This is a genomic window from Azonexus sp. GW821-FHT04F04 (assembly GCF_059420025.1).
In genome coordinates, this window is sequence record NZ_JBWKSX010000005.1 from 231030 (window position 1) to 257719 (window position 26690).

The window sequence follows — 26690 nt, forward strand, 5'->3', positions numbered from 1 at the left end:
TCCGTCAGGCAGCCGGGGTTTCGCTGGCCGGCGGCGGGTTGCCGGCGAGTTTTTCCTCGGCTTCGGCCATCAGGTCGTTCAGGTTTTCCTTCTGGTGCAGCGCGAAATCCTTGCCCATGCCGGTCGCCTTGGACAGGCCATCGACGATTTCCTTCTGGTATTTGAAGAGCAGGAAACCAGCGGCAATGCCGCCCGCCGCGCCAACGGCCAGCAAGGTCAGCGGATTGCGCAGCAGGGCGCCGCCGAGCAGGCCCTTGCCGGCGGAAAAGCCGGCACCCGCCATCATCGCGCCGGTGGTGACTGGCTTGCTCATCACGTGGCCGGCCTGACTCATCATGTGCGGCATTCGCTTCATCATTTCTTCGGTCATCATGGTCGTTTCCTTTCAGGATTTCTGGTCTGTATTTCGGTCATTCTGAACCGGCGATTCCTGGATATCGTGCAACATCTCGTAAATCCCCCGGCAACCCTCGCAACAGAACCGGTACTGCTTTTCCGGTGTATTCAGGACGAAGGGCTTGACCCCGACATCGAGGCTGCACAGGTCGCAAGCCCGGTTCTCGCTCATTGCAGCAATTCCCGGACGTAGCGGGTGAAGGTGGCTTCATCGGCCTCGCCGACGATCTTGCCGCGCACGATGCCCTTGCCGTCGATGAAGAAGGTGGTCGGCAGGCCAACAACGCCATAGCTGCGGGCGATGGCCGAGTTTTCATCGAGCAGCGCCGGGTAGGTGACGCCGATCTTCTTGATGAAGGCATTGATCGTTGCCTTGTCCTGCCCGGCGTTGATGGCCAGCACCTGCAGCTTGCCCTTGTTGGCCCGATAGACCGTTTCGATGGCCTTCATCTCGCCTTCGCAATACTTGCACCAGTCGGCCCAGAAACGGACGACCAGCGGCTTGCCGAAATAGGCGGCGGGAAAATGCTCGGCCCCGCCATCGGCCCGGAAGGTCTGGAAGGTGGGCGCAATGCTGCCGATGTTGATGTTGGCCTTGGGCGTCTCGCTACCGCAGGCGGCCAGAAACAGGCTGATGATCAGGAGAAAAAGGCGCATTTCAATGTTCGATCAGAATCAGGTTGGAGGTCAGGACGAACCAGGTGGCCAGGGCCGTGAACAGAATATAGCCTGCTGCGGTCAACCCGGAAAAACGGCCGGAAATGGCAGGAATGATCTTCGCCAGACTTGGTACCCGGGCGAACGGCTGCATGGCCCCGGCACCCAGCCCGGCGGCCGTGGCGACGAACAGCGGCACATAGAGCCAGTAGCCCTGATAGTCGTATTCCGGCTTGAGGATGCAGAACGGACAGTGGTGGTGCGGGTGCTCGTAGATGTAGAGCGAGATGAAGGACAGCACGCCGGTGATGGCCGCGACGAAGCCGCCAGCGCTGGTCAGGGCCAGCAGATAGCCGCTAACCCGGCTGCCACGCCGCCAGTGCCACAGCGCCACGCCGATGGCGGCAGCCATCGCGCCATAGAACAGCCAGATGGCTGGCAGCGGTTCGAGGCCGGAGGCTTCGGCGGCGATGGTCTTCGACTCCTCCGAGAACATGCTGCCGCAGCAGGAGGTGATCACGTTGGCCTTGAGGGCGGAGAAATACTGGAATTCCAGCCAGAAACTGGTGGCGAGGATGGGCAGCATAAGCAGCAGCAAACCGTATTTGATGCGAACCAGCGGGTAGTCGCGGGCCTGGGTGTCGACGTGGTTGATGGCCAGCCACATGGCAGCCAGGAAAAACACGGCTATCTGCGCGATCAGCGACGGAAAGCCGTAGCCATTGACGTTGAGCGTACCGACCGCACACATGGCGCCGACGAACATGACCGACAGCCGGTCGGCGTTGAAGACAAAAAGCAGCAGTGCCGCCAGCTGGACGAGCATGACGAAGGACAGCAAGGTCGAGAACAGGTAGGTGCGGCGCTCCAGCGCCAGTTGCCGCTCCGAACCGCTGGCGATGTCCCAGTGCCGGATGACCTGCACGGCAAAGGGTGCGGCGGCGAGCAGCATGAGCACCGCGACGCCGGCGGCCATGAGCAGCGCGATGATGGCGGGCTGGAAGAGCATCAGTCTTCGGTCAGCCGACCGTCACGCATACCGACGACGCGATGCACGGCGCTCGACTCGACGACCAGCGGGTCGTGGCTGGTCAGCAGCACTGTCTTGCCGGCTGCCGTGAAGCCTTCGAGGATGGCCATGAATTCCTTGGATAGCGCGGTATCGAGGTTTGCTGTCGGCTCGTCGGCGATGATCACTTCCGGATTGTTGATCAAGGCGCGGGCGATGGCGACGCGCTGCTGTTCGCCGCCGGACAGCCATTCGACCTTGGCGGCGCTGCGGTGGCCGAGCTTGAGCTGGTCGAAGAGCTCGCCCGCCGCCGTAACCAGTTCGGCGCGTGGCCGGCCGGTCGGAAAGGCCGGCAGGATGACGTTCTCAAGCGCTGACAGGCCCCTGATCAGGTTGAATTGCTGGAAGACGAAGCCGAAGCTCTGGCGGCGGATATCGGTCAGGAAACGTTCGGGCAGGCCGGAGATGTCTTCGCCCTTGAAGCGCACCCGGCCGTGGGTCGGCCGGCTCAGGCAGCCGACGATGGTCAGCAGCGTGGTCTTGCCGGAACCGCTCGGGCCGCGGAAGGCGGTGACCTTGCCGGCTTCGACCGTCAGGTCGATGCCATGCAGCGCCCAGTATTCGTTGGGCTGGCCCTGGTTGAAGGCTTTCTTGATGTTGCTAAGTTCGATCATCGCATCACCGCATCAGGGTCGGTGATGGCCGCCCGCCAGATCGGCACCAGTACCGCCGCCGTGTAGGGAAACACAGTGAAGAAGAACAGGGTGGCGATCTGCAGGCCGTCCACCGCGGGCACTAGCGTGAATTTCGGGTAAAGCACCGACCAGCCCTTGAGCACCGGCTCGAAGACTGCCGCGCCAAAATGGAAGACATGAACGTAGGCGGCGATGAAGCCGAGCAGGAAGGCGGTCAGCGAAATGAGCAGGCCCTCCCAGGTTTTCATGCGGATAACGTCGGCTGTTTCCCAGCCGATGGCCTTGAGGATGCCGATCTCCCGCTTTTCCTCGGCCGACAGCCCGGATGCCTTCTCCCAGGCGAGGATGGCGAAGGCGAGGATGGCCCCGGCCAACACGGTCAGGATGATGCCCTCGCGCCAGTCAAAGACGCTCTGGTAGGTGCGCAGGACCTCCTCGCGCAGGATCGGTCGGGAATCGGGCAAGGCGCTCGACAGCTTGGCGGCGACCGTGCGGACCTCCTGCGGGTTGGCCACTGACAGCGCGATGTCGGTGTAGTGCCCGGCCGGGTACTCGAAGAAACTGCGGAAATCGTTCTCCGAGAGCAGCACGAGATCGGCCGAGAGAAGCTCCGAATCCGGCGAGAGCACGCCACTGACTTCGAACGTGAACAGCTTGCCCGAGTAGGAACGGAAAGAGACGGTGTTGTGCAGCGCCAGCCCCCGCTCGCGGGCCAGGGCGTTGCCGACCATGATGTGGCCGTCCGCCACCTCGTCGGCCGGGCGCGCCATGAAGGTGTAATTGGCGTTCAGCACCGGGTCGTAGTAATAGCCCCAGAGCCGGCCTTCCTTCTTCTGCACGCCACGGATGCGGCCGATCTTGTCGAGATAGCCGGGCGGAATCAGATCGTGCCGGCCGGCCACCATGCGCTGCAAAATCACTTCCGGCGAACCGGCCAGGACAAAAGTCGCCTCCGTGCGCAGGGCCTGCGTGAATAGCGTCAGCGAGGCCAGCACGAAGACGAGCAGCGTGTAGGCCAGCAGCAGGCCGATGTTCTTCGTCTTGCGCCGGGCCAGTGAGGCCAGCGTGAAATCAATCAGGTGACGTTGTTTTTCCAGCCAGATGCGCATGGGGTTGGGTCAGGATAGCCGGGGGAGGAAGCAGCGAGCCGCTCGGGAAATGGTCGAAGGCGCCGGGATGATCCTGCAGGGCCGAATGCAGGTCGGCCTGGGTCGGGTGGCGGGTGTAGCGCGCTTCGGTAAATAGTGCCAGGTCGGTCAGGCCGAGTTTTTCGACCAGCGCGCGGTTGGCGGTCAGTTTTTGCTCGTCTTCCACGGTCAACCGGAAAAAATGGCCAAAAATCAAAAGACAGACGCCGGCCAGAACGGCCAGCACGCCGAGTGCCACAGTCGATGGCCGCATCACAGCAGCTTTCTGATGGCGCCAACCACCTTGTCGGTCGACGCGCCCAGCTCCAGCACGGCCGCCAATTGCCCGTCCGGCCCGACAACGTAGGTCGAGGTCGTGTGATCGACCGCATAGCTGCCATCAGCGGCCGTCGGCAACTTGATGTAACCCGCCCCGAAAGCCTTGGCCAGGGCGGCAATCTGCTCGGGGGTGCCGGTCGCGCCGATCATTTCGGGATGGAAGAAAGCGGTGTATTCCTTCAAATGCTGGACGCTATCGCGCTCGGGATCGACCGAAATCAGGATCAACCTGACCCGACTGCGCTCCTCGGCGCTCAAGGCTTTCAGCGCCTGCCCGCCCGCAGCCAGCGAGGCCGGGCAGATATCCGGGCAATGCGTGTAGCCGAAGTAAACCAGCAAAACCTTGCCGCGCAAGGCTTTCGAATCGACCGGCCCGCTCGCCGACTGCAACACGAAATCGCCGCCGACCGGCAGTTTTGGATCACGCGCCGGGGTTCCACCACGCATCAGCACCGCCACACCGAGCAGTACGGCAAGGCCAAGCGCCACGCCGATCAACCAGTACTTTTTCATAGTCGGGAAAAACAAAAGGCAGACCCAATGTCTGCCTGCATTGTTGCGATGGCGATAACGATCAGATCAAAAACGGTTCGATGCCCGCATCAAGGCACCACGCAGGGCGATGGTCACGGCCGAACCGAGGCCGACGCGCTGGGCGACGGCGGGCAGGATGATCAGCGAGGCCAGTGCAAAGCCGGCGCCAAGCAGCAATGAAGCCATTTCCGGCTGATTCTGAGATTTCTGATCCTGCTGCATGGCGCTCTCCCTTACGCATTTGTCGCCATGCTAACGACTTCGGTGCACCAGGGGGATGCGACATATTGCCGCACACCGTCAAAACAGCCAGAAAGCAAAACGGCCCCAATGGGGCCGATGCAATTCCTTGGCGGGTCCGGTGAGATTCGAACTCACGATGCTTTTCAGCACGCCGGTTTTCAAGACCGGTGCATTCAACCGCTCTGCCACAGACCCGGAAGGCGCGCATGATAACACAGTCGCCACCGGTACAATCTGACACAAAAGCGCACAGGAATATTTGAAACTTCCCTCCCGCTCCGTTAGTCTTAGCGTTTGTCGTAACAACACAAGGGAGTTTCCCGCATGAACACCAACTTCGAGATTGCCAATCAGGGCTCTTCGGGGCTAGCACTGCAGCAGAACCGCGTTCTGCGCAACACCTACATGCTGCTCGGTCTTTCCATGGTACCGACGGTCATTGGCGCACTGGTCGGCATCCAGATGCAATTCAGCTTCCTGGCTGGCAGCCCGTTCATTTCCTTCCTGCTCTTCATGGGCGTTGCCATGGGCTTCATGTGGGGCATCGAAAAGAACAAGGACAGCGGACTGGGCGTCGCCCTGCTCCTCGGCTTCACCTTCTTCATGGGGCTCATGTTGTCGCGCATCCTGCAAGTCGCCCTCGGTTTCTCCAACGGCGGCTCGATGATCGCCATGGCCGCAGGTGGCACGGGCGCCGTGTTCTTCACGATGTCGACCGTCGCTGCGGTCAGCAAGCGTGACTTCAGCAGCATGGGCAAGTTCCTCTTCGTCGGCATGATCGTCGTGCTGCTTGCCGCTGTCGCCAACATCTTCTTCCAAATTCCGGCGCTGTCGCTGACCATTTCTGTCGCCGTTGTCGGTATCTTCTCGGCCTACATCCTGTACGACATCAGCCGCATCATTCAGGGTGGCGAAACCAACTACGTGAGCGCGACCCTGGCGGTTTACCTGGACGTTTACAACGTTTTCGTCGGCCTGCTGCAACTGATCATGGCCTTCACCGGCGAGCGCGACTAAGCTTCGCTGACGCAATAGCAAAAGGCGGCCTCGGCCGCCTTTTTTATGCCTGAAAAACCCGTGTCGTCAGGGCCGTTCGAAAACGGCAATCGACTCGACGTGGGCGGTGTGCGGGAACATATTCACGGCACCTGCCGAGACGAAACGGTAGCCCTTCTCCGAAACCAGTACCGCAGCATCGCGGGCCAGCGTACCGGGATTGCAGGAGACGTAGACTATGCGGCGCGGCGCATCTTTTCCCAGGGACCTGACCAGTTCAACCGCCCCCTCACGCGGCGGGTCGATCAGCATTTTGTCGAAACTGCCCAGCGCTGCCAGCGATTGCTCCGAGCATTCGAACAGATTGGCCACACCAAACTCGACGCGCTCCGCCAGACCATTCGAAACCGCGCTCTCGCGCCCACGCGCCACCAGCCCGGCACTGCCTTCGACACCGACCACGACAGCCCCCGACCGGGCAATCGGCAAGGTGAAATTTCCCAAACCGCAGAACATGTCGGCGATCCGCTCGCCCGGTTGCGGGTCAAGCAGGCGCATGGCGCGGCGGACCAACACGCGATTCACCGCATGGTTAACCTGGGTGAAATCATTCGGCTTGAAATCGAACTCCAGACCGAACTCCGGCAAGGTGTAGGACAAGCGCGGGCCGGGCAGCGGATGAAAATGCTGGATGGAATCCGGGCCTTTTGGCTGCAGATAGAAGACGATGGCGTGCCGGTCGGCAAACTCGCGCAACAAGCGCTCGTCAGCCGTAGTCAGCTGATCCAGAATGCGCAACAGCACAGCCGTACAATGCTCACCAACGGCCACCTCGACCTCGCGGATGCGATCGGCCACGGTCAGCGCGCCAAACAGGTCGCGCATGGGCATCAGCAGGGCCGAGACATGGGGCGGCAAAACATCGCAGCTTCGAATATCGGCGATGTAGCTGCTGCGCCATTCATGGAAGCCAATCAGCACGTCCCCGTTTTTCGAAACCTGACGAACCGCTAGTCGTGCCCGGTGCCGATAGCCCCAAGGCTCGCCCTGAATCGGTGGCAACATCGTTTCCGGACGAACACGACCGATGTGCCAGAGGCTGTCCTCAAGGACACGCTGCTTGGCGGCGACTTGCGCTGACGGATCCATGTGCTGCATGGCGCATCCGCCACACACGCCAAAATGCGGACAACGCGGCACAACGCGGGCGTTCGATGGCTTGATGACGCGGACCAGATGCGCCAGCTCGAACTTGGATTTTCTCCGGAAGCTGGCGTATTCGACGGTTTCACCCGGCAGGGCGCCATCGACGAAGATGGCCTTGCCATCCTGGCGGGTAATCCCCCGTGCCTCATGGTCCAGCGATACGATGATCCCGATTGGCACGGTCAACTCCGAAAAAGCGCGAATTCTATCAATCCTCCGGGCAAGGGTGGTGAGGTCTCTACGTCACCCTGCCCAAAAGAAGTCCCGCTACCTGAACAAGATCCATCTGGAATAGCCACGGCCGACAATCCTCAGGCTTTGATCGCAGCCATGAGACCTCAATTTTCGGTATCGGACGCTGACATATACGTGCTTGAAGGTATATGCCATTCAACTTCGACTAGCTAGGATGGACCGAAGAAATGCGCGAGGGTAATCAATGATCCAGATCACCCATCAGACGGTGACAAGCTGATTCTGCGCCATTTCGAGAATTCAATGTACTTCCTTTTTATGCGGGAGCCGATCATGGAATGCGCAACTGAAGTTGACATGAGCGTTTCTCAGGCAATCCAAACGAGGTGTTCGGTGCGCAGCTACCGAAATGAAAATCTTGATCGTGAAACCGTTCAGGTGCTACTCGACGCTGCTGTACGGGCGCCTACTGCGATGCACGAAGAGCCATGGGCATTTCTTGTTATCCAGGACAGGCATCTGCTAAAGACCATTTCAGATCGGGCAAAACCGCTTTTTGCCGAGCAGATACGAAGATCCGGTAGCGAGCGATCCAGCCGTTCCTTTGACCACTATGCCAGTCCCGATTTCAACATCTTTTATGACGCCGGTACCTTGATTGTGATTTGGGACAAGCCGATTGGCCTCTTCAACGAGGCAGACTGCTGGCTCGCTGCCGAAAATCTAATCTTGGCTGCATGCGCCAAGGGTCTGGGAACCTGCGTTATCGGCTCAGCACTGGAAGCTTTGAACCTGCCGGAGACCAAGTCTGAACTCGGCGTTGCCGATGACTATTCGGCGATTGCTCCGATCATTGTCGGGTATCCGGCCGGCGAAACGCCGGCGTCGTCGCGGCGCAAGCCTTTGGTCCTCGCTTGGCGCTGACGCCCCCCCGGTTTGTTACAGGACTATCGATCATTCAACGCATTTCTATGGAGTAATCATCATGGACCAGCGAATTCAACTCAGTAAGGAAAAGGTCATCTCCGATCTCAACGCCGTTGTTGCCGACGCAGAAGAACTGCTGAGCGCCACCGCCGGCCAAACAGGAGAGAAGATCGCCGAAATACGTAGCCGCATGCAGGAACATCTCAAGCAAGCGAAGGGCAGCCTCTCCGAAGCCAAAGGTACGCTTGCAGCCAAGGCCAGGGGGGCTGGACACGCGGTCAATGATTACGCTCGACAAAATCCCTGGCGGGCGGTAGGCGCTGCCATGGGATTTGGTTTGGTCCTCGGCCTGTTGATAAGCCGGCATTAGGTCTTCGGAATTGATGCGCAGCTAGGGCAATCAAGTTTTGAGCTCATGCCGGAACACCTCGCAGCACAAATCGCCAAGAAAGATTCCCGAGGGTTTTGCAATTCATTTGCCAGCCGATCCGTAGCAAACATGCCCACCCACAACGCCGACATCGCCGCGATCTTCAACGAGATCGCCGACCTGCTGGAAATCGAACAGGCCAACCCCTTCCGCATCCGTGCCTACCGGAACGCCGCGCGGATGCTTGCCGAGTTGGCGCGCGAAGTACGGGGCATGATCGAACGAGGCGAGGATTTGACTGAGTTACCGGGCATTGGCAATGATCTCGCTGCAAAGATTCACGAAATCGTTACGACAGGCAAGTGCCGCGCCTTGGAGAACCTGCACGCCGAACTGCCACCAGCCATCGGCGAGCTGCTACATGTCCAAGGTCTTGGCCCCAAGCGCGTTCGTACGCTCTGGCACGACCTCGACATTCAGACACCGGAACAACTTGCCCGCGCGGCACAAGACGGTCGTATTCGCGCACTGCCCGGCTTCGGAGCAAAGACCGAGGAAAACATCCTCCAGGCTATCGAGGCACACCTCTCGAAATCGCATCGCGTCAAGCTGGTTACCGCAGCCCAGTACGCCGAGCCTCTTGCCTCCTGGCTGCGCGGCGCATGCGGTGTACAGCACGTCGATATCGCCGGGAGCTACCGGCGCAGCCGGGAAACCGTTGGCGACATCGATATCCTTGTCACTCTCAATGTCGGAGCGGATGGCAGTGACGCGATGCGCCACTTCGTTTCCTATGACGAAGTCGCCGAGGTTCTCGCCCAAGGCACCACACGCGCCAGCGTCATCCTCAAGAGCGGCTTGCAGGTGGATCTGCGCATCGTCAGCGCAGCCGCTCATGGCGCTGCACTATGCCATCTTACCGGCGCCAAGGCGCACAACATTGCGCTACGCAAGATCGCCCAAGAAAAGGGCTGGAAACTCAACGAATACGGCATATTCAAAGGCCGCCAGAAAGTCGCCGGGGCCAGTGAGCTGGATGTCTACCGCTGCCTCGGCCTCTCCTGGATTCCGCCGGAACTGCGCGAGGACCGGGGCGAGATCGACGCGGCCCGCACAGGACTGTTACCAGAGCTCGTGGCTCTCCGCGATCTCAAGGGCGACCTCCATGCCCATACCAAGGCCAGCGACGGCCGCGATAGCCTTGAGGCGATGGCGTGTGCCGCACAGGCGCTGGGTCTATCCTATGTCGCCATTACCGACCATTCCCGCCGACAGGCGATGGCCCATGGCCTCGACCCTCAGCGGCTGGCCGAGCAGTGCGATACGATCGACCACCTCAATGACAGACTCAATGGTATCGTCCTGCTCAAGGGAATCGAGGTCGACATCCTCGTGGACGGCCGCCTCGATCTGCCTGACAGTTCGCTACGGCAACTGGATCTGGTCGTCGCAGCAGTGCACAGCCGGTTCGATCTGCCGCGCACCAAGCAGACCGAGCGTATCCTGCGTGCCATGGACAACCCGTACTTCACCCTGCTCGCCCACCCGACCGGCCGCATGATTGAGGAACGCGCGCCTTACGACGTCGACATGCTAAGGGTCATCCGCCACGCGAAACAACGTGGCTGCTTCCTCGAACTCAATGCGCATCCCGAGCGGCTTGATCTGCTCGACACGCATTGCCGAATGGCGCATGACGAGGGCGTTCTCGTTGCAATCAATTCGGATGCCCACAGCTTGGACGACTTCAACAATCTGAAGTATGGCATCGGTCAGGCACGGCGTGGATGGCTGACAGCTAGCAACGTCCTCAATACGCGAGCGTTGCCTGAACTGAAGCAACTACTCGCCGGAATACGTGCGTGATAGCTGAAACCCTCACGATCAGTCAGACGTCGGCGCCCCCTGCCTGGGCAACACGCTCGCCGAGACAATTTCCGGCAAAGTGGGCAAGTCGGGAAGACTCGCGCATCTGCCATAGTAAGCAGCTGCGCAGGGGCCGTTTTGTCGTCGCGCACATTGACAGCGCGCTACCCGCACAGCATGTGCAGGATAATATGCCTCAGAGAAGCCCCCTTCATTCCACTGACCAAAAGGATCAGGTCCGACGCAGGCGGAGTGAGCTCCTTTTCGTAGCACTATCAATCGACTACACTTTGCATCATGGCTCGCGAACTGATTACCTCCTGGGCAGACTACCAGATGGCGCTCGACCGCCTGCTGGCCATTGCCTGTCATAAGATCAGCATTTATGACGAAGACCTTGTCGCGCTGAAGCTTGAATCCGCCCCCCGCCTGCTTCATATCAAACGAGTCCTTCAGGCCGGTGAGCCCAACACCCTGCAAATAGCCGTTCGCAACGCCGGTCCGATCCGGCAAAAAAATCCGCAATTTCTCAACCAACTCGCCACCTACGGCCACCTTGCCACTGCCCGTCAAACGCCGCCACAGCTTGCCCATCTTCGGGACAGCATGATCCTCGTTGACGACAAACACGCCCTGATCCGCTTCGAACGGGATCAGCCACGCAGCAAATTACTAATCGATGAAATTGACGAAGTCCGGCCCTATTTGACCCGCTTCAAGGAAATCTGGTCAGAAGGTGGAGAAGGCGTGACCAGCACCGCGCTTGGGCTCTGAACTTCAAGCGCTATTTTGCACTGCAGCAAGTCTCGCCCACAGAAATAAATTATTGTTATAATCATAGACTGATTAGGTAGCTCCTGATCTCCGATCAATTCAGATTTTGTTGCCTCTTGTCGATAAGGAAATCCCATGAATAAGTCTATCCTCGTTGCTGCTCTGCTCGCCGTTGCCCTGTCCGCTTGCGGCAAGAAGCCGGAAGCTCCGGCTGCCGCCCCGGCCCCGGTTGCTGCTCCGGCTGCTGAAGCTGCCAAGCCGGCTGAAGCCGCTGCTCCGGCCGCTGCCCCGGCTGCTGATGCCGCCAAGCCGGCTGAAGCCGCTGCCCCGGCTGCCGCTCCGGCTGCTGATGCCGCCAAGCCGGCTGAAGCCGCTGCTCCGGCTGCTGCTAAGTAATTTTCCTGCATCAAGAAAAACGGGGCTTCGGCCCCGTTTTTTATTGTCCTGATTTTTATACCACGCTTCGCCAATCAAATCCGCGATCAGGGCTCGCCACGCCGACCCACTCATCCGGGCACCCCAGCACTCTCGCCACCGCGTCAACCGCCAATTCGGGCCGATTATTTCGCTCGCTCAAATGGGCAGCAACCAACGTTTGCAGGCATGAATAATCAATTTGCCCCAGCAATGTCGCTGCCGCAGAATTTTCAAGGTGACCATAGCGCCCGGCAATGCGTCGCTTGAGTGACACTGGATACGCCGAACGCTCGAGCATATCGGCATCATGGTTGAATTCAAGCACCAAGCCAGCACAACCGGACAACATTGCGCAAACATGCGCCGTCGGTTCACCGATATCGGTCAACACCCCCAACCGAACACCCGAACCGGAAAAAACGAATTGCACGGGTTCACGCGCATCGTGAGGCACCGGAAAAGGTTGAACCTCCAGATCGCCGATGGAGAGCAAACGATGACTATCGATGATGCGCAAATCCAATCGGGAATCCGCCTCGCGACAGCCCACCCAGGTACCGTGCGTCATCCAGACCGGCAGTCCGAACTTGCGCGCCAGCCGAAACACGCCGGCGACATGATCGCCATGCTCATGAGTAACGAGAATCCCCGCCAGATCAGATGGCGCTCGGCCAAGGCGAAGCAACCGAGTCTCGGTTTCCCGTAGCCCGAAGCCACAATCGAGCATCAGGCAAGTTGCCCCGTGCTCGACAAGCAGCGCGTTTCCAGCGCTGCCGCTGCCGAGCGAGGCAAAACGAATCACTGCAACTGCTGGAGGAGCAGGCCGAGAATCTTCTTTGCGGTTTCCGACTTATCCGTGCCGCCTTCGTTGGACAGGACCTTGACGGTACTCTGCTCGCCAGCATCGCTGACAAAAATACGATACTGGACCTTGGAGTTGGCCGGTGGCTCGGTACCCTTCCAGAAAGCCAGCTTGGACAGGAATCCATCATCCTTCTTGCTGCGGTTGTCCAATTCCGGATCAACATAGCGCACGAAATACAGGCCACGCGAGCGATCACGATCCTCGACCGTAAACCCGACACGATCCAGTGCCAGTCCGACACGGCGCCAGGCGCGGTCGAAGCGTTCTAGCACTTCCAGGGTACCTGCACCATCATCCGACTTGGCCAGTTTTGCGCGCGGCTCAGCTTTGACCGATGCGATTGAGGCTTCGGCACGTTTTTCTTCTGAACCCAAACGAACCATCAATCGGCGCAGCATCTCCGCCTCCAGTTCAGGATCGGCTGCACGTGGCTGCCAACGCGTATCATCCTTGGCCGACGAGGTGTAGACCTCCTCCATGGCACGATGACTGACGAATACATCTGTTGTTCCCGGCGTTGAACCTGGTTCGAAGCGGGTACGGAACTTGTCGCGCTCGCCGGTCGAATACAGGGAATCGAGCAGACGGCCGAGGGTGTTGCGAAGAATATCATCACCAATCTTGGCGCGATTTTCGGCCCAATCGGTTTCCATCACACCGGCTTCAGGACGCTCGACGGAAATGATGAAACCGGTTTCCTGCCAGAAGTCCTTGACCGTATCCCACAGTTTGTCAGCCGGAGCAGCAACCACGAGCCAGCGCTGATTCCCGGATCGCTCGACACGCACCTTGTCGACCTGAGGCAGGACGACGGAGTTCTGAGCCTGGGCCGACGGCGTCCGGTCGGCGCTGTAGGCCGAGAACGTTGCACTGCCCTTGCCCGCCACATCTGGCACGAGATAGCGGTCATCGCGGGTGATCTGGGAAAGATCTGGCGGCACTTCGAGGCTCGGCACCTTGCCGGCCGACTTGTATTCGATCTTGCGAGAATCAGGAAGAACACCGCATCCTGCCAGCGCAATCGCCAGCAGGGAAAGGGAGAGGCCAGAAAGCCGACGATTCATTTTTTCTTTACTCCGCTCAGGCGAGTACGCCAGCCTGGCGCATGGCGGCCAGAACACGGGCATGGTTGGCTTCGGACAGGGTGGTCAGGGGAAGACGGATGCCGTTGGGCGACAGGCCCATCTTGTGCACCGCCCACTTGACCGGAATCGGATTGGCTTCGCAGAACAGGTCGCGATGCAATCCAAGCAACTTGAAGTGAATTTCGCGTGCCTTGACGATGTTGCCGCTGGCAGCGGCAACACACATTTCATGCATCAGTCGCGGGGCAACGTTGGCCGTTACCGAGATGTCACCATGAAAACCGAGGCTGATGGTTGCCACAGCGGTCATGTCATCGCCGGTGTACAGGGCGAAATCCTTCGGGGCTCGGGCAATCAGATCACAGGCGCGATCGATATTGCCGGTCGCATCCTTGACGCCAACAATGCCCGGCACTTCGGCCAGACGCAGAATGGTGTCGTTCGACATATCGGCAACGGTACGGCCCGGTACGTTATAGAGCAGGATCGGAAGCTCAACCGCTTCGGCTATCGCCTTGAAATGGCGATAGAGGCCTTCCTGAGTTGGCTTGTTGTAATACGGAACCACCGACAGCGCCATATTGGCGCCAGCCTTCTTGGCGAACTCGGTCAATTCGATGGCTTCCGCCGTCGAGTTCGCGCCGGTACCGGCAATGACCGGAATACGACCAGCGACATGGTCGACGGCTACCTTGATCAGTTCACAATGTTCCTCGACATTGACCGTTGGCGACTCGCCAGTCGTACCGACAACCACGACGCCATCGGTCCCTTCGCTGACATGAAAGTCGAGCAGGTTGCGGAATGCGTTTAAATCGAGGCTGCCATCCTCATGCATGGGCGTAACGATGGCGACAATGGATCCAGTAATCATGGCCTGTTTATGGAATAAGTAATCTGTTGATTGTAACTGAAGGCCATTCCCCGCGGAAAGGCGCTTGGTAACACTTTGTTATTTTTCCGGCAGCCAACAGAGCAGGCCACGCGCCACTCGCATTTTCCCGCCAGGCAACACCAGTTCCGGGTGACGATCCGGAGCAGCAGATTGCAGTTGTCGGGCAAACTCCTCAAGGCGTGCCGCCACCGGAACTTGCCATCCGAGGCAACGCAAACGATAGCGCAGCAGGTTCTTGAGGCGGGGAAGTGAAAGCAGACGCAAGGCCGGCATACGCGCAGCATCCTTTTCGCAAACCAGTTGCCAATCTTGCGCCGCGAGCTCATCAAGCAGGCCGGCCGCTTCGGCGAAATGGCCCGCAGCCTGAACCAGTGACGCTTCTGCCGACGGAAAGCGCTGGCTTATTGCGGTCAACGTCTCGTGACGAAGAAAATTGCGCGTCAACGAGGTGTCGGCATTACTTTCGTCGTCGATCCAGGCCAGACCTTCTGCGGTCGCATACTTTTCGATTTCGGCGCGAGAAACATCGAGCAGCGGACGTAACAGACGCAGCTTGCCAAAACGGCGTTCGACCGGCATTCCCGCCGCCCCGGTGACGCCGGTCCCGCGCAGCAGGTTGAACAATACGGTTTCGGCCTGATCGCCGCGATGCTGGGCCAGCAGAAGACTGTCGCCGAGACATTCGGCAAAAGCCGCATATCGGGCGGCACGGGCAGCTGCTTCCAAGCCAAGCCCGGAAGACATATCGACCGCGACATGGCGAGTCACCAGCCGGACGCCAAGCCGTTGGCAATACCCTGCACAGAATTCCGCCCAGGCATCGGCATTGGGCGACAGCCCGTGATGGACATGAACGGCCGCAATATCGGCAAAGCCGAGACGGCTCAAGACGTGAAGCAGGACTACCGAATCGCAACCACCGGACAGCCCAACCCAAAGCTGCTTGTCCGACTGGAGACGGGTGGAAAGAAAGGCACCAACCCGCTCCCTGAGGTTAGGTAACAGGTTGTTCCTTGTAGCGGCCATAACTCATCAGCCGCTCGTAGCGGGTGGCCAGAAGTTCGGCCGTCGACTGGCCGGATAGCTGTTTCAGCGCGTCCTGCAGCGCCTTCTTGAGATTTTGCGCCATCGCGGCGTGATCGCGGTGAGCACCACCCAACGGTTCATTGACGATCTTGTCGATCAAACCAAGGGTTTTCAAGCGTTGCGCCGTGATGCCCATTGTTTCGGCAGCTTCCGGCGCCTTTTCGGCGCTCTTCCAGAGAATCGAAGCACAGCCTTCCGGCGAAATCACCGAGTAGGTCGAATATTGCAGCATCTGCACCGTGTCGCCGACGGCAATGGCCAGCGCACCACCAGAACCGCCCTCGCCGATGATGGTGACGATGACCGGCACTTTCAGTTCAGCCATCACGTACAGGTTGCGACCAATTGCCTCGGACTGGCCACGCTCCTCGGCATCGATACCCGGATAGGCACCTGGCGTATCCACGAAGGTCATGACCGGAATGCCAAATTTTTCGGCCAGCTTCATCAGGCGCAGGGCCTTGCGATAGCCCTCTGGACGCGGCATGCCGAAGTTGCGATAAATTTTGTCCTTGGTATCGCGCCCCTTCTGGTGGCCAATGACCATGACCGCCTGACCATTGAAGCGGGCCAGGCCACCAACGATGGCGTGGTCGTCAGCGAAAGCGCGGTCACCATGCAACTCTTCAAAGTCGGTGAAGATCAGCGACAGGTAATCCAGCGTGTAAGGGCGCTGCGGGTGGCGCGCCACTTGAGAAATCTGCCACGGACTCAGTTTGGCGTAGATATCCTTGGTCAGTTGACCGCTCTTCTTCTCCAGTCGCTCGATCTCTTCCGAGATATCGACGGCGGAATCATCCTGCACGAAACGCAGTTCTTCGATCTTGGCTTCAAGGTCGGCGATGGATTGTTCGAAGTCGAGGAAACTAGTTTTCATGGACTGCTCGTTTGCTAAGTTGGCGCGCATTTTACCCCAAAGGTAAGAAGGCTACCGTTTCAGTACTCGACGGGGACAGGATCGAGACTACGCCACAGATACCAGGTGGCGACCGAACGCCAGGGGCGCCAGCGCTCGCCGAACTCGGCGAGGGCGCGGCGAGACTGCTTCTCACCAGCAAAATACCGTTCATAGACAGCGCGCTGCAAGCCGATGTCGTCAAGCGGAAAAATATCCGGCCGCAACTGATGAAAAATCAGGAACATCTCCGCAGTCCACCGTCCAATACCGCGAACAGCGGTCAGTTCGGCAATGATCTCCTCGTCGCTCAATCGCAACCAGGCTGATGGATCCAGTTGCCCACTGACAAAATGCCCGGCCAGATCGCACAGATATTCAATTTTTCGCCTGGATAGGCCGCAGCCCGCCAAGCCACACTCGCCCAATTCAACGACACGGGCCGGCACCACTTCACCGATCTGCGCGACGAATCGGCCCCAGACTGCATCGGCGGCCTTGACGGAAATCTGCTGACCGACAATCGAACGCGCCAAAGTACCGAACGCATCACCACGCGAGACAAGCGACACGCCGACATAACGCTCGACCAGTTCCGCCATCGTCGGATCCTGGCGTGAAAGTTCGGTGGCAGCTTGGGACCAATACTCGGGAAACATCGGCAAATTATAAGGGGATGCCACAGTCAACCGGAAAAACAAGCCCATTTGCGAATTACATAGGACACGGCCATGGTCAAATTTGCTAACATTGCCAAAAATAATCCGGAGAAAAACCAATGCCCGGCACTGGCCTAGTTTTTGTTTATCCGCTTCTCGGCGCGGATGATTCGTGGTCTGGCTTCAGCATAGAACTCGCCCCCGGAAAAACCGATCGCGAGACACTGACACGGCTATTTTCCTCGCCGCTGCTCGACATGTTTGAGCATCGACTCCCATGGTTAATGCCGGCACTCGCTGGCGGATATGACGCAGGCTTGCTGACCGAACGTTCGGTCACCATCTTCCCAAGCCACCCCAACCCACAGGATAGCGATGCACTGAGCGAACTCGAGGCGAATCTCCGCCTGACTCGACGCAAGGTAGGACTGGCCGCGTCACCCGAATCCAAGTTGCCCGGCGCAGGATGCTGGGACTACCTGCTGATCAGCAGCAGCCACGCCCGCAGCCTGCCGCCCTTTACTCTGATCGGCCTGGCCAGTCGCACCGCGCTGGTTGCCACCGATGTGCACACGCACAACGACCGCGAGTGGATTTTGAACAATGCCTGCGTCCTGTCGACTTGCGAATTTTTGCAAACTCGCTCAACGCCGAATGCGAAGGCCGACATTACCCGCCTGAAGTTGCTGAAATTGCTCACCCTGATCGCCGATGATGCCGATGCCGGCGCCCTCGATACCATTTTCCGCGAAGAGCCAAAACTCTCTTACAGCCTGCTTCGACTCGTCAATTCAGCAGCCCTTTCGCCAGGCAGCCCGATCACCAGCTTTACCCAGGCCATCACTCTGCTTGGCCGTCGGCAGTTGCAGCGCTGGTTGCAATTGCTGGTTTATTCCGACCCGAACAACGGCCAGCACCCCAACCCACTGCTGCAAAAAGCAGCGGCGCGTGGTCGCCTCTTTGAACTGCTGGCCAGGCACATAACACCGCCACTTCCCCCCGAGCAGCTAGCCGATACAGCCTTCATGATCGGCACCTTCTCCCTGCTCGACGTACTGCTTGGCATGTCCATGCCGGAAATCATGCGCCAGCTCCCGCTCCTCGACGTCGCTCAGAAAGCGCTGGTCGAACATGCGGGCGGACTGGGTCAACTTCTGGCCGCCGTCACCGCCGCCGACAAGCACGATCTGAAAGCGGCATCGGTCATGCTTGGAGAACTGGGCATCGACAGCAATGATTACTTTGCGGCCCAACTCGAAGCCTATGGCTGGGCTTCGAAGATCCACGTTGGCGCCTGATCAGCCAAAGCGACCGCTCAGGAAAGGGTTGTATTTGCGCTCCTCGCCAAAGGTCGACATCGGCCCGTGGCCGGGCACAAAATCAACGTCGTCACCGAGCGGAAAGAGTTTTTCCTTGATCGAGCGAATCAGCGTGTCGTGATCGCCGCGCGGGAAGTCAGTCCGCCCGATTGAACCCTGGAACAACACATCGCCGACCTGGGCAAGATGGCTCGGCGCGTGGTAGAAGACGACATGTCCAGGCGTATGGCCGGGGCAATGCAGCACATCCAGTTCAACCTCACCGAAGCTGACCTTGTCGCCATCCTTGAGCCAGCGCGTCGGCTCAAAGCTGAGCACATTGGGGAAGCCGAACATCTTGCTCTGCTGCGGCATGCCTTCAATCCAGAAACGGTCTTCCTCGTGCGGGCCTTCAATGATGCTGACACCACACTGTTCGGCCAGCAGCGCAACGCCCCCGGCATGGTCGATATGGCCATGCGTAACGAGTATTTTGGCCAGGCTCAGCTTTTCATCTGCCAAAAAGCGCTGGATGCGCTCGACATCGCCACCCGGATCGATGACAACAGCCTGACGGGTCTTCTCGCACCAGAAAATAGTGCAGTTTTGCTCGAAGGGAGTAACCGGAACGATGGCGTAGCGCATGGCTGAAAATGGATAATTTGACCGGCCCGGATTATCGCATGCCAACGCGCTTGCCCGGCACCGCCCGCCCCCTTAAACTCCCTGCCGACAGCCCATTTCCCTTCTCGAAAGCCAGCCACTCATGCTCGACCACCCGCTACCGGATCTTGATGCCTGGGCTCTTCTCTTCAGCAGCAATACGCTGCCCATCCTCCGCATTACCAAGCGGCGAATCGAAGAAATGCGGGCCAATCTTGACCGCGTCGACGCCCGTGAACTTGCCCGGCTGATCCTGCAGGACCCGATCATGACGGTCCGCGTCCTGGCCTTCACCCAGCCGATGCGCGGACGTTCCCTGCAGCACGACATCACAACCATTGCCAGCTCGGTCGTCATGGCTGGCATCGAGCCATTTTTCAATCACTTCAGCGAACTGTTCACAATCGAAGACCAACTCAAGGAGGCGGGGCCACATGCTCTGCTCGGTGTCCTGCAGATCGTCCGCCGAGCCCAGCGGGCCGCCGACTACGCACAGGACTGGGCGGTCTGGCGGCATGACGTGAATATGGAAGAGGTGCGTATTGCCGCCCTGCTGCACGACCTTGCCGAAATTCTGGTGTGGTGTTCCGCGCCGAGCCTCGGGCTGGCCATTCACGACCAGCAGAAAGCCAACCCGACGATGCGCAGCGCCGATGCGCAGAAGCAGACCCTTGGCTTCTCCTTCCAGGAAATCCAGCTCGAACTCTGCCGCGTCTGGAACCTGCCCGAATTGCTGCGCACGCTGATCGACGAAGACAACGCCGAGAACCCGCGCGTGCGAAACGTCACGCTGGCCGTCCGCCTCGCCCGCCACTCATCCTACAACTGGGAAGACCCGGCGTTGCCCGACGACTACAAGGATATCGGCGAGCTGCTCAATGTCACGCCGGACACCGTTCGCCAACGCCTCGGCCTGTTGCCGGTACCAGCCCGCGAGGCTGATGGCGAAGCCGCCCTGGCCTAGCGCACTATCCGCAGAATCGCAGGTTGGCCCAATCGAGCAGGAGTTCCGGCATCTGATAGGCAGCGAAGATCAGTGCCAGCACCAACGCCAGCAGTGCTACACCAACCCCACCGAGGAACCAGCGCCAGTTCGGCTTCACGTTGCCACGCTGAGCCGGGCAAGCGGTTTCTCGCTGACCGGCCACGAACAGATGGCAGCCAGAATCGACAAGCCGATCGAGATTGACCAGGCCAGCGAGTACGAGCCGGTTTCGTCGAAAATACGCCCGCCGAGCCAGGCGCCAAGGAAGCTGCCGAGCTGGTGGCCGAGAAAGACCACGCCGGTCAGCATCGACATGTAGCGCAGCCCGAAAATCTGGGCGATCAGGCCGTTGGTCAGCGGCACGGTGCCAAGCCACAGGATGCCGATGACGGCAGCGAAGATCCAGGCTGCTGCGGTGGACAGCGGAACCAGCATGAAAATCAAAATGGCCACGGCACGCAATCCGTAGATCCAGACGAGCAGATTTTTCTTGCTCGAGCGCCCGCCAGCCCAGCCAAAATAGAAGGATCCAAAAATGTTGAACAGGCCGATCAGGGCCACCGCTGTCATGCCGACATTGGCCGACATGCCGGCGTCTACCAGATACGACGGCAGGTGCAGCATGATGAAAGCCGTCTGGAAACCACACACGAAATAGCCCCAGAACAGGTAGTGGAAACTGCGCTCGCGGCTTGCCTCGTGCAGCGCCTCGACGACCGATTGCCCAGCCCCGGCTGAAGGCTTGTGACCATCGGCCATGGCATACGCCAGCGGGGCGATCAGACCGACACCGCAGGCGAGCAGGACGAGCGCGCTCTGCCAGCCGTAGGTGGAGATCATCATCTGGCCGATGGGGAGCACGGCGAACTGGCCGAACGAACCGCCGGCACTGGCGATACCGAGGGCGAGGCTGCGCTTTTCCGGCGTCGTATGGCGGCCAATGACGCCCATGATGACCGGGAAGGTCGTTCCGGACAGACCGAGACCGATGAGCAGGCCGGCCGACAGGTCGAGCGTCAGCGGCGTCGGCGACACCGACATGAGGACCAGCCCGAGCACATAAAGCGCCGCCGCGACGAGCAGCGTGCGCCCGGCACCATAGCGATCGGCGATGGCGCCGGCAAACGGCGAGCCGAGGCCCCAGACCAGATTCTGCAGGGCAAAGGCAAACGAGAAGGTCTCGCGGGACCAGCCATTGTCGGCCGACATCGGCTGCAGGAAGAGGCCCGCCGTGTGGCGGACGCCCATCGACAGCGTCAGGATGACGCAGCCGGCAATCAGGATGAGCGTCGGCGTGCGCCAGTTCGTATTTGTTGTCGTCATGAAAGATCCCGAGCAAGGTCCGTTGGAGCCTCTGGCTTACGCCTGGTTCCCGGCACGTGCTTCGAGCCCCTCCCAGCGCTCGAGCATGACCATCAGTTCATCATCGATGGCAGCCAGACGGTCAGATGCCTTTTGCGCCGCAGCCGGATCGGTCTGGTAGAGGGATGTATCGGCGAGGCGCTTGCCCAGTTCGGCCTGCTCGGCTTCCAGCCCAGCAATTTTTCCCGGCAACTCCTCCAGCTCGCGCTGCTCTTTCCACGACAGTTTTTCGCCCTTCGGCTTGGCCGGCTCCACGACTCTGGCTGGCTCGGCAGCCTTGGCGAGCGGCTTGGCCTCTGCTTTCGCCTTGGGCGTTTCCTTCGCCACGCTAGCCTTGTAGGTCGCCCAGTCGGTGTAACCGCCGGCGTATTCCTTCCAGACGCCATCACCTTCGGCAGCGATGGTCTGGGTCACGACATTGTCGATGAATGTCCGGTCGTGGCTGACCAGAAACAGCGTGCCTTCGTAGGTCTGAAGCAGCTCTTCGAGCAATTCCAGGGTTTCGATGTCGAGGTCGTTGGTCGGTTCGTCGAGGACCAGCACGTTGGCCGGCTTGGCGAACAAGCGGGCCAGCAGCAGACGGTTGCGCTCGCCACCGGACAGCGAGCTGACCGGCGAACGGGCGCGCTCCGGGGCAAACAGGAAATCTTCAAGGTAGCCGATGACGTGCTTGCGGGCACCGCCGATATCGACCCAGTCCGAGCCAGGGGAAATCACGTCGGACAGGGTCGAATTGGGATCGAGTTGGGTGCGGAACTGGTCGAAATAGGCGATATCCATTTTCGTGCCCTGGCGCACGATGCCGGAATCCGGCTTGATTTCGTCGAGGATCAGGCGGAGTAGCGTCGTCTTGCCGGCGCCGTTCGGGCCGATCAGGCCGATCTTGTCACCGCGCTGAATGCGGGTTGAGAAATCGCGCACAATTTGCCGTTGACCGTAGGATTTATAGACGTGCTCGAGTTCGGCCACCAACTTGCCGCTCTTGTCGCCGGAATCGAGTTGCAGATTGACCTTGCCCATCCGCTCGCGCCGGGCCTGCCGTTCGGCCCGCAATTGATCGAGCCGCTGAACACGGAACACGGCGCGCGTCCGCCGCGCTTCGACACCCTTGCGAATCCAGATTTCCTCTTCCTTGAGCAGCTTGTCGGCCCGCGCATTGGCCAGGCCTTCTTCGTGCAGCATGGCTTCCTTGCGCAACTGGTAATCCTTGAAACTTCCGGGAAAGCTGACCAGCTTGCCACGATCCAGCTCGACGATGCGGGTGCACACGCGGTCGAGGAACGAACGATCGTGGGTGATGAAAAACAGCGTGACGCCCGACTCGATAAGCAGATTTTCGAGCCATTCGATGGCCGCAATGTCGAGGTGGTTGGTCGGCTCGTCAAGGAGCAAAACCTCCGGCGCGACGGCCAGGGCCTGAGCCAGCGCCAGGCGCTTCTTCTGGCCGCCGGACAGGCTGCCGACCTTGGCATCGGGATCCAGACTAAAACGCTCGATGACCCGCTCGGCCTGCGCCTCGAAGGCCCAGGCGCCACGCGCCTCAAGCTCGTGTTGAAGCTCGGACATGCGTTCGAGCAAGACGTCGTGATCGGCATCGATTTCACCCAGCTTGTGCGATACCTCGTGGTATTCGGCCAGAATCGCCGCGTTTTCGCCCATGCCGGATATGACCGCCTCGAAAACCGTCGCCTCCATGTCGAAAGGCGGTTCCTGTGGCACGTAGCCGACGCGGATGCCCGGCTGAACCCAGACCTCGCCATCATCGAGCCGACCACGCCCGGAGCCGGCGGCCATGGCAGCGAGCATGGATGACTTGCCGGTGCCGTTGCGGCCGATCAGGGCGACCCTTTCGCCCGGATCGAGCAGGAAATCGGCGTGATCGAGAAGCGGCACGTGGCCGTAGGCAAGGCAGGCGGAGGAGAGTTTTAGGTAGGGCATTGGTCGCAATAAAAACGGCGCCCCACAGGGCGCCGCGTTGGGAAGAAACGGATTTTATCCGCTAGCGGAGCAATCAGGTGGTAAAGCGTGCCAACTGGGCTTGCAAGTCATCCGCCATGCGCTGCAGGTTCTGCGCCCGATCACTGTTTTGCAGGGCACGACTGTTACTGCCCTCGGCAGCCTGGGCGATATTTTCGACCAGACGGGCAATCTCCTGGCTCGCCGTGCTCTGCTCACGCGTGCTATCGGCAATGCTATGCACGACCTCCACCGTTTCCTGCGCCCGCTGGTCAATGATCTGCAACGACTCGCCGGCCTGCCGTGCCATGTCAACGCTGCCACTCATGTTGGCGCTAACACTCTGCATGCGCTGCACGGCCCGCCCCGTTTCATCGAGAATGGCCGACACCGTGGTGGCAATTTCCTGGGTGGACACGGAAGTCCGCTCGGCCAGCTTGCGGACCTCGTCGGCAACCACGGCAAAACCCCGCCCCTGCTCGCCAGCCCGTGCCGCCTCAATGGCGGCATTAAGCGCCAAGAGATTGGTCTGATCGGCAATTTCGCGAATCACGCCGACCACACTGGAGATCTGTTTCGAACGCTCGCCGAGCGACTCGATCAATACGGCCGACTCATTGATTTCACCGGCAACGCGCTCCAACTCGAGCATCGCACTGGACACCACCTGGCGTCCGGAACCCGTGACTTCTTTGGCGCTCTCCGAAATCTGTGCCGCATGATTTGCGTTATCCGCAACATGGGTGATGCTCACCGACAACTGTTCGACCGAGGCCGCGATCCCCGAGGCCGATGACGAAGCCTGTTCGGACGCCGCCAAAGCCGAGCGGGCGGCATCTTGCAGATCATTGGCCGCAACACCAACTTGCGACGACGAAGCAGACACGCCACGTACCAGATTTCGCACACTTTCCGACATCAGCCTGAAGGCATTGCCGATAACGTGTACCTCGTTGCGGCTATTCGAATCACCCACCAGAAGCCCTGAAGCTCGCAGGTCGCCATTGCTGATTCGCGTCGCCTCCTCAACCATCTGCGCCAAACCGCGCAGACGGAAACTGACCAACAGATAGACGATGGTCGCCAGCAGAGCGGCGGCCGCGATGCTGATCAGGATAACCATATTGCGCAAGGCGTGGCTCTCTTCCAGGTACTCGTCCAGCCAGCTACCGGTTGCCACTGTCCATCCCCAGGCCGCGGAAGTGGCGCCATAGACAATTTTTTCGCGCTCGGCGCCGGAAGCATCGTTCATGGCATAACGAACCAGCCCCGCCTTTTTGGCCAGCAACTCGGCAATCGCCGCCTTGGCAACGGCCGGCACATCGGTCTCGCCAACCATCACGCCCTGCAACTTGGGATGCAGCACGAACTCGCCGATAGCTTTCTCGTCAGTCGGCCGCACGATGAAAACGTAACCCGTCTTGCCGGCAACCTGGCTGCCAAACTGGTCGCGGATGCGCTTCAAGTCGTTGTCGAGCGAAATGCGTACCGAATAGGCGCCCCAAGCTTTTCCATCCGGTCCCTTGAGCAACTTGACCGTGCTGAAATTGTATTTTCCACCACGAATAGCCAGGCCCTGATAGTCCTGCCCGGCAAGAATGGCCTTGGCCACCGGGTCGCCATCGGGAATCGCCACACCGTTCATGTATTTGCCGTCCTTGTCCTTCAACAAGGTGGCCAGACGATAGAGCTTCTTGTCGTGAATAACCAGGAAGGCTGTATCGTCACCGGTCAAATCGCGAAATGCCTTGAGCAGCCGATCATTGCCGTTGAGGACTTCGCCGCCCAGCCTGACCACCGGCAAGTCAACCGCACCGGTCTTGATCATGCCAACACCGAGTTCCGGCTGGCCGCCAATGAATTTGACGAAGAACTGGGACTCCGCGTCGCCTCTGACCTGCACGCCGCTAAATATTGAATCCAGCATGCTGGCCATCAGCTTTGCTTCATGCTCCAGATTCTTTTCGGCAACGGCAACGGCAGCGCTATCGGCCTTGTTTTGAACCAGCAAAGTGAGAATTGAAAAAACGGCGATCAGGGCAGCAATCGTTGCAAATATCAATTGCTGAGCAATAGGGCGTCGCGCAAATCCAGCAAACATGACAAATCTCCCCGTATCGTTATATTGTGATTTTCAAATCTATCATAATGCTTTCCTCGTCGGTACAATGCGCTCCGCTGAATGCCTCCATAGTTAAATGGATATAACACGCCCCTCCTAAGGGCGAATTGGTGGTTCGATTCCACCTGGGGGTACCAGCCCCATTCCTCGGCGCAAGGCCATGAGACCCGCAAAAAAAACTCCCCAACACGCCGTCGATATCAGCGAAGAGAGCGGTGTCCGCAACCTGCATTTCGGCTCCGACTGGATACAGGGTGCCATGCGCATTGCTCGTCCGTGGTCGCTGGAACTGGCCTACACCCGAGAAATGATGGCCGGGCTGCTCATGCGGCCAACCAGCCACTGGCCGCGCAGCGCCCTGCTGATCGGCCTCGGCGCCGGGTCGCTGGCCAAATTCATTTACCGCTACTTGCCCGACTGCCGGATCACGGTGGTCGAGATCAATCCGCAGGTCGAGTTCATCGCGCGTCAGTATTTCAAGTTGCCGGACGACCCGCGCCGCCTTGATGTGGTGCTTGGTTGCGGCGCCGACTACATGCTGGGCGGCGACCGGCGTTTCGACATGATGCTGATCGATGGTTACGACCCCGACGCGAAAGCCGGCGTGCTCGACACCGATCCTTTCTACCAGGCCTGCCGGGCCCGCCTGAGCGACAAGGGGCTGTGCAGCATCAACCTGCTTGGCCGCAACCGCGGTTTTGCCGGCAGCGTCGAGCGCATCCGCTCGGCGTTTGATGGCCGTGTCGCCATTTTTCCATCGTGCGACAGCGGCAACACCATCGCTTTCGCGACCGGTGGTGAGCCGGTCGATGTCTCGCTCGACGACTTGCGCGCCCGCGCCGTACAACTAAAAAAAGACACCCGCCTTGACCTGCTGCCAACGATCAGCCGCCTGCAGCTGGCCCACCCGCTACCGGACGGCCGCCTGCGCATCTGACCCCGGCAAGGCTTGCTTTTCCGGATTTTTCAGCCAGAATGGAATGATCCTCCACCGACAATAACGACAAGGCGGACAGAACAAAAATAACAAGCAGGGGTTTTAACCTGACTTTTTATTTTTCCTATCCA

The 26690-nt window shown here is 59.7% G+C and carries 30 protein-coding genes and 2 tRNA genes; 10 read left to right on the forward strand and 22 right to left on the reverse strand.

The window, feature by feature from the left end; all coding sequences use genetic code 11:
• Positions 1 to 4: 4 nt before the first annotated feature.
• The 10 genes from AC07TV_RS12460 to AC07TV_RS12505 all read right to left on the reverse strand — a co-directional run bounded on the left by AC07TV_RS12460 (position 5) and on the right by AC07TV_RS12505 (position 5195).
• Complete coding sequence (locus AC07TV_RS12460; RefSeq protein ID WP_494648677.1) at positions 5 to 373, reverse strand: hypothetical protein; 369 nt, start codon at positions 371 to 373, stop codon at positions 5 to 7.
• A 12-nt stretch (positions 374 to 385) separates the two neighbouring features.
• Complete coding sequence (locus tag AC07TV_RS12465) at positions 386 to 568, reverse strand: heavy metal translocating P-type ATPase metal-binding domain-containing protein (protein ID WP_494648678.1); 183 nt, start codon at positions 566 to 568, stop codon at positions 386 to 388.
• The gene (locus tag AC07TV_RS12470; protein ID WP_494648679.1) at positions 565 to 1053 is read right to left on the reverse strand and encodes a TlpA family protein disulfide reductase; all 489 of its coding nucleotides are present in this window, start codon (positions 1051 to 1053) and stop codon (positions 565 to 567) included. The genes AC07TV_RS12465 and AC07TV_RS12470 overlap by 4 nt, the downstream gene beginning before the upstream one ends.
• A gap of 1 nt (position 1054) precedes the next feature.
• Positions 1055 to 2062: a hypothetical protein gene (locus AC07TV_RS12475; RefSeq protein WP_494648680.1), complete on the reverse strand. Its 1008-nt coding sequence runs from the start codon at positions 2060 to 2062 to the stop codon at positions 1055 to 1057.
• Positions 2062 to 2736 (reverse strand): ABC transporter ATP-binding protein, encoded by a 675-nt coding sequence (locus AC07TV_RS12480; RefSeq protein ID WP_494648681.1) that lies wholly within the window; start codon positions 2734 to 2736, stop codon positions 2062 to 2064. Before AC07TV_RS12480 ends, AC07TV_RS12475 begins: the two co-directional genes overlap by 1 nt.
• On the reverse strand, positions 2733 to 3866 hold the full coding sequence (locus tag AC07TV_RS12485) for an ABC transporter permease (RefSeq protein WP_494648682.1): 1134 nt from the start codon (positions 3864 to 3866) through the stop codon (positions 2733 to 2735). Before AC07TV_RS12485 ends, AC07TV_RS12480 begins: the two co-directional genes overlap by 4 nt.
• The gene (locus AC07TV_RS12490) at positions 3829 to 4158 is read right to left on the reverse strand and encodes a hypothetical protein (protein ID WP_494648683.1); all 330 of its coding nucleotides are present in this window, start codon (positions 4156 to 4158) and stop codon (positions 3829 to 3831) included. The genes AC07TV_RS12485 and AC07TV_RS12490 overlap by 38 nt, the downstream gene beginning before the upstream one ends.
• Positions 4158 to 4736, reverse strand: a complete 579-nt coding sequence (locus AC07TV_RS12495) for an SCO family protein (RefSeq protein WP_494648684.1) — start codon at positions 4734 to 4736, stop codon at positions 4158 to 4160. The genes AC07TV_RS12490 and AC07TV_RS12495 overlap by 1 nt, the downstream gene beginning before the upstream one ends.
• 66 nt (positions 4737 to 4802) lie before the next feature.
• A complete protein-coding gene (locus AC07TV_RS12500; protein ID WP_494648685.1) occupies positions 4803 to 4979 on the reverse strand; it encodes a hypothetical protein in 177 nt (58 codons plus the stop codon).
• Positions 4980 to 5107: 128 nt separating this feature from the next.
• A tRNA-Ser gene (locus tag AC07TV_RS12505) sits at positions 5108 to 5195 on the reverse strand.
• Between the two features lie 129 nt (positions 5196 to 5324).
• Between AC07TV_RS12505 and AC07TV_RS12510 the strand changes: the two genes are divergently transcribed.
• Complete coding sequence (locus AC07TV_RS12510; protein ID WP_494648686.1) at positions 5325 to 6017, forward strand: Bax inhibitor-1/YccA family protein; 693 nt, start codon at positions 5325 to 5327, stop codon at positions 6015 to 6017.
• 66 nt (positions 6018 to 6083) lie between these two features.
• On the opposite strand, the gene rlmD is transcribed toward AC07TV_RS12510, so the two are convergent.
• Positions 6084 to 7382, reverse strand: coding sequence for a 23S rRNA (uracil(1939)-C(5))-methyltransferase RlmD (gene rlmD / locus AC07TV_RS12515; protein WP_494648687.1), 1299 nt, complete (start codon positions 7380 to 7382; stop codon positions 6084 to 6086).
• 318 nt (positions 7383 to 7700) lie between these two features.
• On the opposite strand from rlmD, the gene AC07TV_RS12520 reads away from it, so the two are divergent.
• The 5 genes from AC07TV_RS12520 (at position 7701) to AC07TV_RS12540 (ending at position 11730) form a co-directional block, all read left to right on the forward strand.
• On the forward strand, positions 7701 to 8321 hold the full coding sequence (locus AC07TV_RS12520; protein ID WP_494648688.1) for a nitroreductase family protein: 621 nt from the start codon (positions 7701 to 7703) through the stop codon (positions 8319 to 8321).
• A gap of 61 nt (positions 8322 to 8382) precedes the next feature.
• Positions 8383 to 8694 (forward strand): ElaB/YgaM/YqjD family protein, encoded by a 312-nt coding sequence (locus AC07TV_RS12525; RefSeq protein WP_494648689.1) that lies wholly within the window; start codon positions 8383 to 8385, stop codon positions 8692 to 8694.
• A gap of 129 nt (positions 8695 to 8823) precedes the next feature.
• Positions 8824 to 10560, forward strand: a complete 1737-nt coding sequence (polX, locus tag AC07TV_RS12530; protein ID WP_494648690.1) for a DNA polymerase/3'-5' exonuclease PolX — start codon at positions 8824 to 8826, stop codon at positions 10558 to 10560.
• Between the two features lie 336 nt (positions 10561 to 10896).
• The gene (locus AC07TV_RS12535) at positions 10897 to 11334 is read left to right on the forward strand and encodes a DUF7931 domain-containing protein (RefSeq protein ID WP_494648691.1); all 438 of its coding nucleotides are present in this window, start codon (positions 10897 to 10899) and stop codon (positions 11332 to 11334) included.
• Positions 11335 to 11469: 135 nt separating this feature from the next.
• On the forward strand, positions 11470 to 11730 hold the full coding sequence (locus AC07TV_RS12540) for a hypothetical protein (RefSeq protein ID WP_494648692.1): 261 nt from the start codon (positions 11470 to 11472) through the stop codon (positions 11728 to 11730).
• Positions 11731 to 11785: 55 nt separating this feature from the next.
• Here AC07TV_RS12540 and AC07TV_RS12545 read toward each other — a convergent pair whose 3' ends face one another.
• From AC07TV_RS12545 to AC07TV_RS12570, 6 genes are all read right to left on the reverse strand, one after another.
• A complete protein-coding gene (locus AC07TV_RS12545) occupies positions 11786 to 12553 on the reverse strand; it encodes an MBL fold metallo-hydrolase (protein WP_494648693.1) in 768 nt (255 codons plus the stop codon).
• Positions 12550 to 13680, reverse strand: a complete 1131-nt coding sequence (gene bamC, locus AC07TV_RS12550) for an NlpB/DapX family lipoprotein (RefSeq protein ID WP_494648694.1) — start codon at positions 13678 to 13680, stop codon at positions 12550 to 12552. Before bamC ends, AC07TV_RS12545 begins: the two co-directional genes overlap by 4 nt.
• Before the next feature lie 16 nt (positions 13681 to 13696).
• On the reverse strand, positions 13697 to 14575 hold the full coding sequence (dapA, locus tag AC07TV_RS12555) for a 4-hydroxy-tetrahydrodipicolinate synthase (RefSeq protein ID WP_494648695.1): 879 nt from the start codon (positions 14573 to 14575) through the stop codon (positions 13697 to 13699).
• Between the two features lie 78 nt (positions 14576 to 14653).
• Entirely contained in the window at positions 14654 to 15622 is a 969-nt protein-coding gene (gene tilS, locus AC07TV_RS12560) for a tRNA lysidine(34) synthetase TilS (protein WP_494648696.1), read from the reverse strand.
• Positions 15591 to 16559 carry an acetyl-CoA carboxylase carboxyltransferase subunit alpha gene (locus AC07TV_RS12565; protein ID WP_494648697.1) on the reverse strand — a complete coding sequence of 323 codons (969 nt, stop codon included), beginning with the start codon at positions 16557 to 16559 and terminating at the stop codon, positions 15591 to 15593. Before AC07TV_RS12565 ends, tilS begins: the two co-directional genes overlap by 32 nt.
• 59 nt (positions 16560 to 16618) lie before the next feature.
• Positions 16619 to 17179: a DNA-3-methyladenine glycosylase family protein gene (locus AC07TV_RS12570; protein ID WP_494648698.1), complete on the reverse strand. Its 561-nt coding sequence runs from the start codon at positions 17177 to 17179 to the stop codon at positions 16619 to 16621.
• Positions 17180 to 17355: 176 nt separating this feature from the next.
• Here AC07TV_RS12570 and AC07TV_RS12575 point away from each other — a divergent pair, with 176 nt between their 5' ends.
• Entirely contained in the window at positions 17356 to 18534 is a 1179-nt protein-coding gene (locus tag AC07TV_RS12575) for an EAL and HDOD domain-containing protein (protein ID WP_494648699.1), read from the forward strand.
• Here the strand turns inward: AC07TV_RS12575 and AC07TV_RS12580 are convergent, their stop codons facing one another.
• Entirely contained in the window at positions 18535 to 19179 is a 645-nt protein-coding gene (locus tag AC07TV_RS12580) for an MBL fold metallo-hydrolase (protein ID WP_494648700.1), read from the reverse strand.
• A 121-nt stretch (positions 19180 to 19300) separates the two neighbouring features.
• Here AC07TV_RS12580 and AC07TV_RS12585 point away from each other — a divergent pair, with 121 nt between their 5' ends.
• Positions 19301 to 20161, forward strand: coding sequence for an HDOD domain-containing protein (locus AC07TV_RS12585; protein WP_494648701.1), 861 nt, complete (start codon positions 19301 to 19303; stop codon positions 20159 to 20161).
• Between the two features lie 4 nt (positions 20162 to 20165).
• Here the strand turns inward: AC07TV_RS12585 and AC07TV_RS12590 are convergent, their stop codons facing one another.
• The 4 genes from AC07TV_RS12590 to AC07TV_RS12605 all read right to left on the reverse strand — a co-directional run bounded on the left by AC07TV_RS12590 (position 20166) and on the right by AC07TV_RS12605 (position 25601).
• A complete protein-coding gene (locus tag AC07TV_RS12590; protein ID WP_494648702.1) occupies positions 20166 to 20300 on the reverse strand; it encodes a hypothetical protein in 135 nt (44 codons plus the stop codon).
• Positions 20297 to 21505, reverse strand: a complete 1209-nt coding sequence (locus tag AC07TV_RS12595; protein ID WP_494648703.1) for an MFS transporter — start codon at positions 21503 to 21505, stop codon at positions 20297 to 20299. The genes AC07TV_RS12590 and AC07TV_RS12595 overlap by 4 nt, the downstream gene beginning before the upstream one ends.
• Positions 21506 to 21541: 36 nt before the next feature.
• Positions 21542 to 23482: an ATP-binding cassette domain-containing protein gene (locus tag AC07TV_RS12600; protein ID WP_494648704.1), complete on the reverse strand. Its 1941-nt coding sequence runs from the start codon at positions 23480 to 23482 to the stop codon at positions 21542 to 21544.
• A gap of 73 nt (positions 23483 to 23555) precedes the next feature.
• Positions 23556 to 25601, reverse strand: coding sequence for a methyl-accepting chemotaxis protein (locus AC07TV_RS12605; protein ID WP_494648705.1), 2046 nt, complete (start codon positions 25599 to 25601; stop codon positions 23556 to 23558).
• 83 nt (positions 25602 to 25684) lie between these two features.
• Here AC07TV_RS12605 and AC07TV_RS12610 point away from each other — a divergent pair.
• Both AC07TV_RS12610 and AC07TV_RS12615 read left to right on the forward strand, forming a co-directional pair.
• A tRNA-Arg gene (locus AC07TV_RS12610) sits at positions 25685 to 25759 on the forward strand.
• A gap of 23 nt (positions 25760 to 25782) precedes the next feature.
• A complete protein-coding gene (locus tag AC07TV_RS12615; RefSeq protein WP_494648706.1) occupies positions 25783 to 26559 on the forward strand; it encodes a spermine/spermidine synthase domain-containing protein in 777 nt (258 codons plus the stop codon).
• The last annotated feature ends 131 nt before the right edge of the window (positions 26560 to 26690 follow it).

Bases quoted from the DNA above. Each gene is read 5' to 3' on its own strand.
- AC07TV_RS12525 (WP_494648689.1), top strand. From the start codon at position 8,383: ATGGACCAGCGAATTCAACTCAGTAAGGAAAAGGTCATCTCCGATCTC.
- AC07TV_RS12470 (WP_494648679.1), bottom strand. From the start codon at position 1,053: ATGCGCCTTTTTCTCCTGATCATCAGCCTGTTTCTGGCCGCCTGCGGT.
- AC07TV_RS12510 (WP_494648686.1), top strand. From the start codon at position 5,325: ATGAACACCAACTTCGAGATTGCCAATCAGGGCTCTTCGGGGCTAGCA.
- AC07TV_RS12565 (WP_494648697.1), bottom strand. From the start codon at position 16,559: ATGAAAACTAGTTTCCTCGACTTCGAACAATCCATCGCCGACCTTGAA.
- AC07TV_RS12490 (WP_494648683.1), bottom strand. From the start codon at position 4,158: ATGCGGCCATCGACTGTGGCACTCGGCGTGCTGGCCGTTCTGGCCGGC.
- AC07TV_RS12540 (WP_494648692.1), top strand. From the start codon at position 11,470: ATGAATAAGTCTATCCTCGTTGCTGCTCTGCTCGCCGTTGCCCTGTCC.
- AC07TV_RS12495 (WP_494648684.1), bottom strand. From the start codon at position 4,736: ATGAAAAAGTACTGGTTGATCGGCGTGGCGCTTGGCCTTGCCGTACTG.
- AC07TV_RS12615 (WP_494648706.1), top strand. From the start codon at position 25,783: ATGAGACCCGCAAAAAAAACTCCCCAACACGCCGTCGATATCAGCGAA.
- polX (WP_494648690.1), top strand. From the start codon at position 8,824: ATGCCCACCCACAACGCCGACATCGCCGCGATCTTCAACGAGATCGCC.
- AC07TV_RS12485 (WP_494648682.1), bottom strand. From the start codon at position 3,866: ATGCGCATCTGGCTGGAAAAACAACGTCACCTGATTGATTTCACGCTG.
- AC07TV_RS12600 (WP_494648704.1), bottom strand. From the start codon at position 23,482: ATGCCCTACCTAAAACTCTCCTCCGCCTGCCTTGCCTACGGCCACGTG.
- AC07TV_RS12595 (WP_494648703.1), bottom strand. From the start codon at position 21,505: ATGACGACAACAAATACGAACTGGCGCACGCCGACGCTCATCCTGATT.
- AC07TV_RS12480 (WP_494648681.1), bottom strand. From the start codon at position 2,736: ATGATCGAACTTAGCAACATCAAGAAAGCCTTCAACCAGGGCCAGCCC.
- AC07TV_RS12500 (WP_494648685.1), bottom strand. From the start codon at position 4,979: ATGCAGCAGGATCAGAAATCTCAGAATCAGCCGGAAATGGCTTCATTG.
- AC07TV_RS12475 (WP_494648680.1), bottom strand. From the start codon at position 2,062: ATGCTCTTCCAGCCCGCCATCATCGCGCTGCTCATGGCCGCCGGCGTC.
- AC07TV_RS12570 (WP_494648698.1), bottom strand. From the start codon at position 17,179: ATGGCGGAACTGGTCGAGCGTTATGTCGGCGTGTCGCTTGTCTCGCGT.
- bamC (WP_494648694.1), bottom strand. From the start codon at position 13,680: ATGAATCGTCGGCTTTCTGGCCTCTCCCTTTCCCTGCTGGCGATTGCG.
- AC07TV_RS12605 (WP_494648705.1), bottom strand. From the start codon at position 25,601: ATGTTTGCTGGATTTGCGCGACGCCCTATTGCTCAGCAATTGATATTT.
- AC07TV_RS12535 (WP_494648691.1), top strand. From the start codon at position 10,897: ATGGCGCTCGACCGCCTGCTGGCCATTGCCTGTCATAAGATCAGCATT.
- AC07TV_RS12575 (WP_494648699.1), top strand. From the start codon at position 17,356: ATGCCCGGCACTGGCCTAGTTTTTGTTTATCCGCTTCTCGGCGCGGAT.
- tilS (WP_494648696.1), bottom strand. From the start codon at position 15,622: ATGGCCGCTACAAGGAACAACCTGTTACCTAACCTCAGGGAGCGGGTT.
- AC07TV_RS12580 (WP_494648700.1), bottom strand. From the start codon at position 19,179: ATGCGCTACGCCATCGTTCCGGTTACTCCCTTCGAGCAAAACTGCACT.
- AC07TV_RS12520 (WP_494648688.1), top strand. From the start codon at position 7,701: ATGTACTTCCTTTTTATGCGGGAGCCGATCATGGAATGCGCAACTGAA.
- AC07TV_RS12585 (WP_494648701.1), top strand. From the start codon at position 19,301: ATGCTCGACCACCCGCTACCGGATCTTGATGCCTGGGCTCTTCTCTTC.
- AC07TV_RS12465 (WP_494648678.1), bottom strand. From the start codon at position 568: ATGAGCGAGAACCGGGCTTGCGACCTGTGCAGCCTCGATGTCGGGGTC.
- AC07TV_RS12460 (WP_494648677.1), bottom strand. From the start codon at position 373: ATGATGACCGAAGAAATGATGAAGCGAATGCCGCACATGATGAGTCAG.
- dapA (WP_494648695.1), bottom strand. From the start codon at position 14,575: ATGATTACTGGATCCATTGTCGCCATCGTTACGCCCATGCATGAGGAT.